We start from the raw sequence: 12,937 nt of genomic DNA on the forward strand, positions 1-12,937 counted from the left end.
GGTCCTTAGGTCAGAAAGAGTTGCAGCAGGTCGTTGAGAAACAGCTGGCCTTTGGGCGTTGCGACCAGCCGCTGCGGGTCGGCGGCCAGCAGGCCACGTGCTTCGGCTTCGCGACGGGCGTCGGCCAGTTGCCCCAGTGGCAAACCGGTGCGCTGAGTGAACAACAGCGCCGGCACGCCGTCGGTGAGGCGCAGCACATTCATCAGGAATTCGAATGGCAATTCCTCGGCCTGCAGCTGCTTCTCACCGGCACGAAAGCGCTTGGCCGGGTCGAGATAGTCCTTGGGCAGGCGGGTTTTCCAGCTGCGCAGGATTCGCCCGTCGGGCTGGCTGATCTTGCCGTGGGCACCCGCGCCGAGGCCGAGGAAGTCGCCGAAGGTCCAGTAGTTGAGGTTGTGTCGCGCCTGGCGACCGGGTTGGGCGTAGGCCGAGGTTTCGTACTGGGCGTAGCCCTGTTCGGCGAGCAGCGCCTGGCCCGCTTCCTGGATGTCCCAGAGGGTATCGTCCTCGGGCAGTTGCGGCGGTTTGCTCCAGAACTCGGTGTTCGGCTCGACGGTGAGCTGGTACCAGGACAGGTGCGTCGGCTGCTGAGCGATGGCGGTGCGCAGATCGTTCAGTGCATCCTCCAGACTCTGGTCAGGCAGGCCGTGCATGAGGTCCAGGTTGAAGTTGTCGAAACCGGCGGCGCGCGCCATGTCTGCGGCACGGATGGCTTCGTCGCCATCGTGGATGCGACCCAGGGCCTTCAGCTTGGCGGGCTGGAAGCTTTGTACACCGATGGACAGGCGATTGATCCCGAGACGGCGGTAATCGCGAAACTTGGCCTGCTCGAAAGTACCCGGATTGGCTTCCAGAGTAATTTCGATGTCCTCGGCAAAGCCGACGCGACGCTCCAGCCCTTCCAGAATCCTGCCCAGCGCCTGGGCGGAAAACAGGCTGGGCGTGCCGCCGCCGAAAAAGATCGAGCCAAGCCGGCGGCCCTGGATCTGATCGAAATCCTCCTCAAGGTCGGCCAGCAGCGCCGAGACATATTCATCTTCCGGCAACTGCGGCCCGGCAGCGTGGGAGTTGAAGTCGCAGTACGGGCACTTGCGCACGCACCAGGGGATATGGACGTAGGCCGCCAAGGGCGGCAGCTCGAAGCCGGAAGCCCGAAGCTGGAAGTTATCCGTGCGTTGGCTTCCAGCTTCCAGCTTTGAGCTTCCAGCTCCGCTCATGCAATCCCCAGCCGCGCTTTGAGCAACGCCATGGCGCGGGCGCGGTGGCTGAGCTGGTTCTTGTCGGCGGGCGTCAGCTCGGCGCTGGAACAGCCGCGTTCGGGCACCCAGAACAACGGGTCGTAGCCGAAGCCCTGATCGCCACGCGCTTCATGGAGGATGCGGCCGTGCCAGAGGCCTTCGCAGATGATCGGCAGCGGGTCGTCGGCATGCCTGACCAGCGCCAAGGCACAGACGAACTGTGCGCCGCGCCCGGCATCGGGCACTTCTTTCAGGGCGTCCAGCAATTTTGCATTGTTCGCCGCATCGCCCTGGCCGCCGGCATAGCGCGCGGAGTAGATGCCGGGCGCGCCGCCGAGGTGATCGACCGCCAGCCCGGAATCGTCGGCCAGTGCCGGCAGGCCGGACACGCGCGCGGCGTTGCGCGCCTTGAGGATCGCGTTCTCGATGAATGACAGGCCGGTTTCTTCCGGTTCCACATCGCTGAATTCCCCTACCGAGCGCACGCGCACGGCGTCGCCCAGCATGGCCTGGAGTTCTTTGAGCTTGCCGGCATTGTGGCTGGCCAGCACCAGTTCTTTGAGGGGCATCATTCGTCAGGGAAGAATTCTTGGTTGAAGGTAAAGCTGACCGGATCGGCCCCCATGGGCTGCACGGTCAGGGCGAAGCGCAGCGTCTCGCGCGAGTCGAATGGGAACTGGGCCAGGTAGTAGATGGCTTCGTCACCTTCCTTGAGTTGCTTGAACGTCAGTGGCCGATCCTGGCCCAGGAGGTTCTTGACCGTACCGCTGACCAGCGCCACCGTCGGCTTGCCGGCCTTGAGCACCGAGATGTTGACCACACCTTGGGTTTTGCTGCGCACCAGGCCGGCCGCCGCCGCGATGTCCGGCTGCAGGAAGCCCGAGTTGAAGGCGATGTGATGGATGTCGTACTCGCCAAAGCTGTGCTTGCGCTCGGCCCAGGCCGGCATCGTCAGCAGCAGCGCCAGAAGGCCGATGAGGCTGCGTTTCATGGTGTTTCCTCCATCATTGAAGCGGGTCATCTGTTCGGTCCGGTGACGCGGTAGATACCAATCTCGCCGATCAGGTTCGGCCACAGACGGCTCGCCCAGCCATGCTTATGGTCGCGGTCGACTGCCAGGCGCTCAAGCACCCGCGCGCCGCGCTCCTGACACAGCCGCTCGAAATCCTCGAAGGTGCAGAAGTGGATGTTGGGCGTGTTGTACCAGGTGTACGGCAGGAACTCCGAGACCGGCATGCGGCCCTTGCTGGCCAGGTACCAGCGGCAGCGCCAGTGGCCGAAATTGGGGAAGGTGATGATGCATTCGCGACCCACGCGCAGCATTTCCTTCATCAGCAGGTCGGGGTAATGAACGGCTTGCAGGGCCTGGGTCATAACCACCATGTCGAAGCTGTCGCTGGCGAAGTTGCCCAGGCCTTTGTCGAGGTCCTGCTCGATGACGTTGACGCCTTTCTCGACGCAGGCGGCGATGTTGTCCGGGTCGATTTCCAGGCCATAGCCGCTGACCTGCTTGTGGTCGCGCAGCCAGGCCAGCAGGTCGCCGTTGCCGCAGCCAAGGTCGAGTACCCGGCTGCCGGCGGGAATCCAGTCTTGGATGATTTCCAGATCGGCGCGCATGTCGGTTCCTTATACGGCGATGCGGTTCATGTAACCGCGGAAGGCTTGCAGATAGCGTGGGATCGGAATCAGAAACGCGTCATGGCCTTGCGGGGCGTCGATTTCCAGGTAGCAGACGTTCTTGCGTGCCGCCATCAGGGCGTTGACGATTTCCTGCGAACGTTCCGGCGAGAAGCGCCAGTCGGTGGTGAAGGACATCACGCAGAAATCGGCCTGGGCGCCGGCCAGCGTCGTAGCCAGATCATCGTCATGCGCGGCGGCTGGGTCGAAGTAATCCAGCGCCTTGGTCATCAGCAGGTAGGTGTTGGCATCGAATCGGCCCGAGAATTCCTCGCCCTGGTAGCGCAGGTAGCTCTCGACCTGGAATTCCACACTGTTGAAATCGTAGTTGAGCTTTTCGCTCTTCAGTCCGCGGCCGAACTTGGTACCCATGGCGTCATCGGACAGGTAGGTGATGTGGCCTACCATGCGTGCCAGCATCAACCCACGCTTGGGAATCACGTTCTGTTCCTGAAAATGGCCGCCGTGAAACTCCGGGTCGGAGAGGATGGCCTGACGCGCCACTTCATTGAACGCGATGTTCTGTGCCGACAGCTTGGGTGCCGAGGCTATCGCCACGCAGTGACGAATCCGCTCGGGGTAGCTGATGCTCCACTGCAGCGCCTGCATGCCGCCGAGGCTGCCGCCAACCACAGCGGCCCATTGCTCGACGCCCAGCACATCGGCCAGGCGCGCCTGGCTGTTGACCCAGTCTTCCACGGTCACGACCGGGAAATCGGCGCCGTAGGGTTTGCCGCTCAGCGGATTGAGGCTGCTCGGCCCCGTCGAGCCGTTGCAACCGCCGAGGTTGTTCAGGCTGACGACGAAGAAGCGATTGGTGTCGATGGCCTTGCCGGGCCCGATGCATGAATCCCACCAGCCCGGCTTGCGATCGTCCATGCTGTGGTAGCCGGCGGCGTGGTGATGGCCGGAAAGGGCATGGCAGATCAGCACGGCATTGCTGCGCGCGGCGTTCAGTTCACCGTAGGTTTCGTAGATCAGTTGGTAATCGGCCAAGGTGCGGCCGCAAGCGAGCACCAGTGGTTCGGCGAAATGCGCGACCTGCGGGCTCACCAGACCAACGGAATCGGCTGGTATGTCAGTGGGCATCGAGCCTGGCTCTTGCGAAAAGAAGGCGGCAAAGTCTAAAGGTAAGCGCGCTTCAATTCATCCTCAATCGCAACGCCGCTCAACCCGGAATGGCGCTGGTCAGGCTGACGACCTTGCTCTGGCGTCTGATCGGCGCTGGACGGCGCAGCAATCGCAACATCTCCGCGGCCTGGGCCAGTTGCTGCTCCAGTTCGAGGATGTAGCGTGCAAGCAGTCGACCGCGCTGGCTGGCCTGCTGGCCGTCCTGTGCCAGGCTCTTGAGGCGCAGTATGTGGGCTTCGAGCTGTTGCTTGTGTTCCAGCGAGTGTTGCATCAGCGGCATCAGGGCTTCGGCTGCCCAATGTTCGGCCTCTTGGCGCAGGCGTTGGTGCAGGCCGATGACCTCCTGCACAAGCGTGGCAAAGAAGCGTCGCGTCAGGGTGCGCTGTTCGGTGAGCAGCGTCTTGAGTTGCAGGCGGAACTGATCGGCCTTGTTCTGCAAACCCTTCAGCTCCTGCTGATAAGGGGCCAGGCGGAACAGCGGCGCATCCAGACCATGCAGCGGGTTTGCCTCATTGTGGCGGCGATAGATCGCCGTCACCATTTTGTTCGCCAGCGCAGCTTCCTGCTCAAGGGCGCCCAGGTCCTGCTCTACCGAGCGGAAGAAATGCAAGATGCTGAGATTGATGCCGAGCGTGGTCAGGCTGCCAGTGAGGCTGCGGCGCAGGCGTGTCAGGTGTTCTTCCAGGCGCTCGGCACGCACGGTGCCGCGTAACAAATCGCCCTGACGTTGCAGCAAGTGCTGGTTGGTCTTCAGCTGGAGCAGGCGTTTGTGGTGCTGGTTATGATCGTGACGGGTACGGGCGGTGAGTTCCAGGAGGAGCTGGCCGTTATCCTGACGATGATTGTCGAGCAGCTCGCCCTGTTCGCGGACCTTGGCCAGGCGCTGGGTGAGGATCTGCTGGCTGTTGTGCAGCAGGGCGAGCACCTGGCGGACCACTTGCTGCTCCAGCAGGTGCTCCTTCTGCGCGAGGATGCGTTCGCAGAGTAAGTGCTCCAGCGTCGCTAGCCGGCTGCGCTCCAGCAATGCCTGGTCGTCGCGGATCTTGGCCAGCAGCGCTTGCTTGGCCGAGAGTGGTAACACGTCTTCAACAGCGATACCCAGTTGCTGGGCGGTGCTGATCTGCATCTGCCGAATCGCATCCTCGACGAAGGTGCTGCCGGATACGTCGTCCCAGAGGACGTCGATTTTGTTGAGCACGGCGAACAGGCGATTACGCTTGCTGTCATCGAGCTGACTGATGTGCTGCTGCCAGATACCCATATCGCTGGCGGTGACGCCTGCGTCGGCCGACAGCAGAAAGATCACCGCCTGCGCATTCGGCAGCATTGACAGGGTGAGTTCTGGCTCGCTGCCCAGGGCATTGAGGCCAGGCGTATCGAGAATGCGCAAACCTTGGCGCAACAGAGGATGGTCGAAGTTGACCATGGCGTGCCGCCAGGCCGGCACCATCACTTCGCCGGCAACCTCCGAATCCTCCAGTGAGGCGGGATGGAAGCCGAGCTGAATGGCGTGCTCGACGGGCATCGATTTGGTCGAGGCGACCTGGCTGAACGCTTCCACCATGGCGTCCGGGTCGTCCGGATCCAGTGCAATGCTTTGCCAGTAGCGCGGCGTACGCTTGAGCTGGGCGATGCTGTTGTCGTCCAGGCGCGACTCGATCGGCAGCAGACGGATATAGGACCGCTCCGCGCGTGGATCGAAGAACAACTCGGTCGGGCACATGGTGGTACGGCCGGCGCGCGAAGGCAGGATGCGCTGGCCGTATCCCGAGAAAAACAGGCTGTTGATCAGCTCGGTCTTGCCGCGAGAGAACTCCCCGACGAAGGCCAGGGTGATGTGGTCGGTCCGCAGCAGCTTCAGCGCACGCTCCAATCTGGAGTCGACCGCCTCCGAGGTGAGGCGGTTGTGAGCCAGCCAACTGCGGTAGCGAGTGATCTCGCGGACCAGATCGCGCTTCCAGTTGACGTAAGCATCCACCTGTCGGTCGAGTCGTTCCATGATCGTCGTGCTTCCAGAAAGGCGTGATCGGGCGATTATCCCCGCAGGCCGGTACAGGTCAATCGAGCCGCTGTGAACTGACGCTCAAAGGCCGTATGAGGCGATTGAGCGGTTGCGCCTCAGATCAGCGAGCGGAGGATGTTGGGCATATGCGTCATCATCGCCAGGTTGTTGATTACCAGCATGTCGATCAGCTTGATCGCGAGAAACGCGAAAATCGGCGAAATATCCAAGCCGCCAAGGTTGGGCAGCAGGCGGCGGAAGGGGGCGAGCGCCGGTTCGACGATCTGGCTGACCAGTTGCGCGCCGGGGTTGTGGCTGCCGGGCGCTACCCAGGACAGGATCACGCTGATGATCAAGGCGTAGAAGAAGATGTTGAGGAACAGCCCGGTGACGCCAATGATCGCCCAGACCAGCAGCTGCAGCGGGTTACCGATGGTGCCGTAGGCCAGCATCAGGATTGCGGCCATCAGCAGCACTTGAACCACGATGGCCAACACCAGTGAGGATAGGTCGAGCCCGCCGACGCTGGGGATCACCCGGCGCAACGGCTTCAGCAGCGGGTGCGTGGCGCGCACGATGAACTGGCTCAGCGGATTGTAGAAATCAGCCCGGACCAACTGCAGGATGAAGCGCAACAGAACGATCAGCAGGTAGAGGCTGCCGAGCGTCTGGACGATCAGGATCAGGGCTTGCGAGAGTTGTGACATGAAGGTTCCTTATTTGCCCAATTGTTCAGCGAGCTCGGCTGAGCGTCGTGCGGCTGCGTTCATCGCCTGTTGTACCAGGGCCTCGAAGCCGCTCGTTTGAAATGCTTTGATCGCCGCTTCGGTAGTTCCGTTCGGTGAGGTGACCCGGCGACGCAATTCGGCGGCTTCTACATCGCTTTCGCAGGCCATTCGCGCGGCGCCCAGCGCGGTGTGCAGGGTCAGCTGAGCCGCAGTGGCGCGAGGTAGGCCCATCTGTTCACCAGCGGCGGTCATGGCTTCGATCAGCAAAAAGAAATAGGCCGGGCCGCTGCCCGAAACCGCGGTCACGGCGTCGATCAGTTCTTCCTTGTCCAGCCAGAGCGCCAGACCCACTGCCGACAGCAAATGCTCGGCCTGCTGCCGTTGTGCATCGCTGACCTGAGCGTTGGCATAAAGACCGCTAACGCCCTGACGCAGCAGCGACGGAGTATTCGGCATGCAGCGGACGATTGCCCGTGGCGTTTGCTCGCCGAGCCAAGTTTGCAGGCTTGCGCAGTTGATGCCGGCGGCGATCGATACGATCAGCTGGTTCGGTTGCAGGTGCGCGGCCAGGTCACGACAGACAGCCTGCATCACCTGCGGCTTGACCGCGAGCACGACGACATCGGTTCCAGTCAGCGCCTGGCCGTTGTCGGCGAAGGCCTCGACGCCATGGGTCGCTGCCAGCTCGTCACGTTTGTCGGTGCCAGGGTCGCTGGCGCAAATGGATGCGGCTGGAATGCCCTGGGCACGCAGCCCGCCGATCAGGCTGGCGGCCATGTTGCCGGCGCCGATGAAGGCGATACGGGGTGTGCTCATACGGGGTTTCCTTTATTCATGCGAAGGGGCGTTCGTCGCTGTCTGCGAAGGATAAGCGCGGGCGCCGAACAAAGCGGTACCGATGCGGACCCAGGTGGCGCCCTCGGCAATGGCGGCCTCCAGGTCCTGGCTCATGCCCATTGAGAGGGTGTCGAGATCGAGGCCGAGCTCGTGCTGCAGCTGACGCAGGCGGGCGAACGCGGCGCGCTGCTCGGATGGGTCATCGGTCGGTTCGGGAATCGTCATCAGCCCCCGCAAATGCAGGCGAGGCAGGGCGGCGATGGCGTGGGCCAGCTCTGACACGTCCTGCGGTTCGCAGCCGGACTTGCTGGCTTCGCCGCTGACGTTGACTTGCAGGCAGATTTTCAGGGGCGGCAGCGACTCGGGGCGCTGATCGGAGAGACGCTGCGCGATTTTCAGACGATCCACCGAGTGGACCCAGTCGAAGTGCTCGGCGATCTGCTTGGTCTTGTTCGATTGGATCGGCCCAATGAAGTGCCAGGTGAGGGAAAGGTCGCCAAGATCGGCCTGCTTCTCCAAGGCTTCCTGAAGATAATTCTCACCAAAATCGCTCAACCCGGCGTCGCTGGCCTGGCGGATGGCCTCGGCCGATTGCGTCTTGCTCACCGCCAGCAGACGCACCTCGTCAGGATCGCGCGCTACAGCTTGCGCCGCCTCACGGATGCGCGCTGCGACCTTTGCAATATTGTTCGCTATCGTGGACATTACCTGCGCCTGCCACCTTAGGGTCTGCGCGGCATTCTACCTGCTTGCTTGTAATTGGGGAGTCCCATGGATATCACAGAGCTGCTGGCCTTCAGTGCCAAGCAGGGTGCGTCGGATTTGCACCTTTCGTCCGGCTTGCCGCCGATGATCCGCGTCGACGGAGACGTGCGCCGCATCAATCTGCCCGCGATGGACCACAAGCAGGTACATGCGCTGATCTACGACATCATGAACGACAAGCAGCGCAAGGATTTCGAAGAGTTCCTCGAGACTGACTTCTCGTTCGAAGTGCCAGGCGTAGCGCGCTTCCGGGTCAACGCCTTCAATCAGAACCGCGGCGCTGGCGCGGTGTTCCGGACCATTCCGTCGAAGGTCCTGACCATGGAGGACCTGGGGATGGGCGAGGTCTTCCGCAAGATCACCGACGTGCCACGCGGGCTGGTGCTGGTCACCGGGCCGACCGGTTCGGGCAAGTCCACCACTCTGGCGGCGATGCTCGATTACCTGAACAACACCAAGTATCACCACATCCTCACTATCGAAGACCCGATCGAATTCGTTCACGAATCGAAGAAGTGTCTGGTCAACCAGCGCGAAGTGCATCGCGACACCCTGGGCTTCTCCGAGGCGCTACGCTCGGCATTGCGGGAAGACCCGGACATCATTCTGGTGGGTGAAATGCGTGACCTGGAGACCATCCGGCTGGCGCTGACCGCTGCGGAAACCGGCCACTTGGTGTTCGGCACCCTGCACACTACCTCGGCGGCCAAGACCATCGACCGCGTGGTCGACGTATTCCCGGCAGAAGAAAAATCCATGGTCCGCTCGATGCTTTCCGAGTCGCTGCAGGCGGTGATTTCCCAGACGCTGCTGAAGAAGGTCGGTGGCGGTCGGGTGGCGGCCCACGAAATCATGATCGGCACGCCGGCGATCCGGAACCTGATTCGCGAGGACAAGGTGGCGCAGATGTATTCCTCGATCCAGACCGGCGGTTCGCTGGGTATGCAGACGCTCGACTCCTGCCTCAAGGGGCTGCTGGCAAAAGGGCTGATCTCGCGCGACAGCGCCAAGGAAAAGGCCAAGCAGCCGGAAAACTTCTAATCTTTATATAGGCGGTTCGGCCATAAACGCCGACCCGCCGAATTGCTTCAATGCGGTTTCGCCCGACGAATACGAGAACGACAATGGAATTCGAGAAACTGTTGCGCCTGATGGTGGAAAAGGGCGGCTCCGATCTGTTCATTACCGCTGGTGTGCCACCTTCGATGAAGGTCAACGGCAAGATCATGCCGGTGAATAAAACGCCGATGTCGCCGGAAATGACCCGCGAAACAGTGCATGCGGTAATGAACGAGCAGCAGCGCCGCGAATTTGCCGAAAACCACGAATGCAACTTCGCCATCAGTGCGCGGGGCATCGGTCGTTTCCGCGTCAGTGCCTTCTATCAGCGTAACCTGGCGGGGATGGTGCTGCGCCGCATCGAAACGAATATCCCGACGCTCGAAGATCTGAAGCTGCCGGACGTACTGAAGAAGCTGGCCATGACCAAGCGCGGCCTGGTGCTCTTCGTCGGCGCCACCGGCACCGGTAAGTCTACTTCGCTGGCAGCGATGATCGGCTACCGCAACAAGAACTCCAGCGGCCACATCATTTCCATCGAAGATCCCATCGAGTTCATTCATCAGCATCAGAGCTGCATCGTTACCCAGCGTGAAGTAGGGATCGATACCGACTCCTTCGACGTGGCATTGAAGAACACTCTGCGCCAGGCGCCGGATGTGATCCTCATCGGTGAGGTGCGAACCCGCGAGACCATGGACTATGCGGTCGCCTTCGCCGAAACCGGCCACCTCTGCCTGGCGACGCTGCATGCCAACAACGCCAACCAGGCGTTGGACCGGATCATCAACTTCTTTCCCGCCGACCGGCAGCAGCAGGTCTGGATGGACCTGTCGCTGAACCTCAAAGCTATCGTCGCCCAGCAACTGATCCCGACGCCTGACGGTAAGGGCCGCCGCGCGGTCATCGAAGTGCTGATCAACACGCCGCTGGCCGCCGACCTGATCCGTAAGGGCGAGGTGCACGAACTCAAGTCGTTGATGAAGCGTTCCACCGATCTGGGCATGCAAACCTTCGATCAGGCGCTCTACAACCTTTATGTGCAGGGCGAAATCACCTACGAAGACGCCCTGCTGCACGCCGACTCGTCCAACGACCTGCGCCTGATGATCAAGCTGGGCTCGGAAACCGATGGTGAACACCTGAGCAGCGTCTCCCAGGGGCTGACATTAGAGGTCAGCGACGACGATCCGGGGCGCAGCTTCCGCTAAAAAATCGTTGCAAAAACGTAAGCGAGGCAGGCAAGACGAGGCAAAACAGCCGAAGACGCGGAGTGGTCTAAATGCGAGTCTGACTGGGCTCGCAACCGAGGCTGTTTTAACGATGTATTGGCAACGCAGCTAGTTTTGCGGGCCGATACGCTTGCCCGGCTGGCTGGCAACACGTTCGGCCTGACCGTCGCGTTGCGCACCGGCGCGGGCGCGGCTCATCAAGAGCGGAATCAGCGGCCCCTCCGGCAGGTTCTTCCAGAAGCGCACCGGCAAATTGCTCTGCATCACCTCGCGATTCAGCCGCGCGGGGTTGAAGGTGCTTTCGTAATAGGTCTTCCACAGCTCGGCGCCGGTATCTTGTACCTCTTGCGCCAGCTGCCGCCAGTGAGGCGGGCAGGGGCTGGCGTAGTGCATGTTCTGGCCGTCCCATAACACCGCATCATCAGGCGTTGCGATCAGCCAAGAATGCAGGCCCATGCGTCCGGCGAAATGCGGCGCCGCGCTGGGCAGAATGTCATGTGCGGGTTCGAACCAGGCTACGTAGTCCGGAACGCCTTCTCTATTCAGTGGACTGAAGCGGAGAAAGGCATGCATATGGTGGGCTTCACGGCGTACCGCCTTGATCCGCGCATGCAGCTCGCTGCCATCGACATCGCCGGCGAGCCTGGCTGTCTGATCGCCTTTGGCGACCCGCCAGAGAATGCGATATAGCAGACTCCAGCGGTCGGCGCTGCGAAAGCGGGCGGCGCTTTCCAGCTCATCTAGTAATTGCCGCGGAATTTTGATGGGCAGTGAGGGCTCGATCGGCTCGGGGGAGGCATCGCAACAGTCGAACAGACTGCCTGGTGCATCGCCGCTCAGCCATTCGGCGTCATGAGGTGCGACGCCCGAGCCAAGCAGGGCGCGGGCAGCGGCGCGCCAGCCATCGAAGCTGCCGTCGAAACGCACCTGGAGCATCACCACAGCGCCATCTGCTGGGGGCCTTCGCTGAGCTGCTGGCGCAAGGCTGCGGACTCGCGGTAGGCCAGCGGCGGCCGGTAGTCCTGAGTGATGACGAAGGGTTTGGCCTTTTCCAGCGAGCAGCGCAGCCGCGTCAGATCTTCGAACCGGATGCGTTTTTGCCGTCGCAGGGCGACCAGACGTTTGGCGCTGAGTATTCCGATACCGGGGATACGTGCGATCAGCGACGGCTCGGCGCGGTTCAGATCGACCGGAAAGTGCTCGCGGTTGGACAGCGCCCACGCGAGCTTGGGGTCGATGTCCAGCGGCAGATTGCCTGGGCCAGCGAGTAGCTCGCCGGCCCGGAAGCCATAACCGCGCATGAGAAAGTCGGCCTGATACAGTCGATGTTCGCGCAGTAGCGGCGGCGCTTCGAACGGCACGGTCTTGGGGCTGTGCGGAATCGGACTGAATGCCGAGTAATAGACGCGCCGCAGGCGGAAGTCGCCATATAGCGACTGAGCCGTGTGGAGAATCGTGCTGTCGTCGGTGGCGTCGGCGCCGACGATCATCTGCGTGCTTTGCCCGGCCGGGGCGAAGCGCGGTGCGCGCTTTTCTGCTTGCGCTTCGGTCTCGCCCTGATGGATCGAATGCATCGCCTGTTTGATGGAGACGACCTGTTTTTCCGGTGCCAGACGGATCAGGCTGCTTTCGGTAGGAAGTTCGATATTGACGCTGAGCCGGTCGGCGTAGCGGCCAGCCTCGGCGATCAGCAGCGGATCGGCGTCCGGGATGGTCTTCAAGTGGATGTAGCCGCGAAACTCGTGTTCTTCGCGTAGCAGTTTGGCCACGCGGTTCAGCTGCTCCATGGTGTAGTCGGCCGAGCGAATGATGCCGGAGCTCAAGAACAGGCCGCTGATGCAGTTGCGGCGATAGAAATCCAGTGTCAGCGTCACCACCTCTTCCGGGGTGAAGCGCGCGCGCGGCACATCGCTGGAACGGCGGTTCACGCAGTACTGGCAGTCGTACAGGCAGAAATTGGTCAGTAGGATCTTCAGCAAGGCTACGCAGCGGCCATCGGGGGTGAAGCTGTGACAGATGCCCATGCCATCGGTGGCGCCAAGCCCGCTGCGGCCTTTCGAGCTGCGTTTTGGCGCGCCGCTGCTGGCACATGACACGTCGTATTTCGCGGCGTCAGCCAGAACGCTGAGTTTGTCGATCAATTGCATGATAAGGAGCGTCAATATACTGTTCGTGCATACAGTATCACGACCGCTTCATCCGGCAACCTCCGCTCGGCAGAAGGTTCGAGTGCAGCGAATCGGATAAGCTCGACATGCAATGCCAACG

The 12,937-nt window shown here is 62.0% G+C and carries 13 protein-coding genes; 2 read left to right on the top strand and 11 right to left on the bottom strand.

From position 1 onward, the window contains the following. Window positions 1–5: 5 nt before the first annotated feature. The 9 genes from hemW to GYM54_RS15815 form a co-directional block, all read right to left on the bottom strand. Window positions 6–1,217, bottom strand: coding sequence for a radical SAM family heme chaperone HemW (gene hemW, locus GYM54_RS15775; protein WP_231752152.1), 1,212 nt, complete (start codon window positions 1,215–1,217; stop codon window positions 6–8). Further along, entirely contained in the window at window positions 1,214–1,810 is a 597-nt protein-coding gene (gene rdgB, locus GYM54_RS15780) for an RdgB/HAM1 family non-canonical purine NTP pyrophosphatase (RefSeq protein WP_197444888.1), read from the bottom strand. Before rdgB ends, hemW begins: the two co-directional genes overlap by 4 nt. Then, window positions 1,807–2,229, bottom strand: coding sequence for a DUF4426 domain-containing protein (locus GYM54_RS15785; RefSeq protein ID WP_181099516.1), 423 nt, complete (start codon window positions 2,227–2,229; stop codon window positions 1,807–1,809). The genes rdgB and GYM54_RS15785 overlap by 4 nt, the downstream gene beginning before the upstream one ends. Before the next feature lie 26 nt (window positions 2,230–2,255). Then, the gene (gene metW, locus GYM54_RS15790) at window positions 2,256–2,855 is read right to left on the bottom strand and encodes a methionine biosynthesis protein MetW (protein WP_181099518.1); all 600 of its coding nucleotides are present in this window, start codon (window positions 2,853–2,855) and stop codon (window positions 2,256–2,258) included. Between the two features lie 9 nt (window positions 2,856–2,864). After that, complete coding sequence (locus GYM54_RS15795; protein ID WP_197444889.1) at window positions 2,865–4,004, bottom strand: homoserine O-acetyltransferase; 1,140 nt, start codon at window positions 4,002–4,004, stop codon at window positions 2,865–2,867. Window positions 4,005–4,083: 79 nt separating this feature from the next. Beyond that, window positions 4,084–6,045 carry a dynamin-like GTPase family protein gene (locus GYM54_RS15800; protein WP_197444890.1) on the bottom strand — a complete coding sequence of 654 codons (1,962 nt, stop codon included), beginning with the start codon at window positions 6,043–6,045 and terminating at the stop codon, window positions 4,084–4,086. A 119-nt stretch (window positions 6,046–6,164) separates the two neighbouring features. Then, on the bottom strand, window positions 6,165–6,755 hold the full coding sequence (locus GYM54_RS15805) for a YggT family protein (protein ID WP_197444891.1): 591 nt from the start codon (window positions 6,753–6,755) through the stop codon (window positions 6,165–6,167). A gap of 9 nt (window positions 6,756–6,764) precedes the next feature. Then, the gene (proC, locus tag GYM54_RS15810; RefSeq protein WP_181099526.1) at window positions 6,765–7,592 is read right to left on the bottom strand and encodes a pyrroline-5-carboxylate reductase; all 828 of its coding nucleotides are present in this window, start codon (window positions 7,590–7,592) and stop codon (window positions 6,765–6,767) included. A 12-nt stretch (window positions 7,593–7,604) separates the two neighbouring features. Then, a complete protein-coding gene (locus GYM54_RS15815) occupies window positions 7,605–8,318 on the bottom strand; it encodes a YggS family pyridoxal phosphate-dependent enzyme (protein WP_181099528.1) in 714 nt (237 codons plus the stop codon). A 66-nt stretch (window positions 8,319–8,384) separates the two neighbouring features. Here GYM54_RS15815 and pilT point away from each other — a divergent pair, with 66 nt between their 5' ends. After that, complete coding sequence (pilT, locus tag GYM54_RS15820) at window positions 8,385–9,419, top strand: type IV pilus twitching motility protein PilT (protein ID WP_014851216.1); 1,035 nt, start codon at window positions 8,385–8,387, stop codon at window positions 9,417–9,419. An 83-nt stretch (window positions 9,420–9,502) separates the two neighbouring features. Beyond that, window positions 9,503–10,648 carry a PilT/PilU family type 4a pilus ATPase gene (locus GYM54_RS15825; protein WP_181099530.1) on the top strand — a complete coding sequence of 382 codons (1,146 nt, stop codon included), beginning with the start codon at window positions 9,503–9,505 and terminating at the stop codon, window positions 10,646–10,648. A gap of 129 nt (window positions 10,649–10,777) precedes the next feature. Here GYM54_RS15825 and GYM54_RS15830 read toward each other — a convergent pair whose 3' ends face one another. Both GYM54_RS15830 and GYM54_RS15835 read right to left on the bottom strand, forming a co-directional pair. Further along, entirely contained in the window at window positions 10,778–11,605 is an 828-nt protein-coding gene (locus tag GYM54_RS15830; protein ID WP_181099532.1) for a TIGR03915 family putative DNA repair protein, read from the bottom strand. After that, on the bottom strand, window positions 11,605–12,816 hold the full coding sequence (locus GYM54_RS15835; protein WP_131650024.1) for a putative DNA modification/repair radical SAM protein: 1,212 nt from the start codon (window positions 12,814–12,816) through the stop codon (window positions 11,605–11,607). Before GYM54_RS15835 ends, GYM54_RS15830 begins: the two co-directional genes overlap by 1 nt. Window positions 12,817–12,937: the final 121 nt, after the last annotated feature.

Origin of the sequence: Pseudomonas sp. MTM4 (genome assembly GCF_019355055.1) — a bacterium.
Taxonomy (GTDB): domain Bacteria; phylum Pseudomonadota; class Gammaproteobacteria; order Pseudomonadales; family Pseudomonadaceae; genus Stutzerimonas.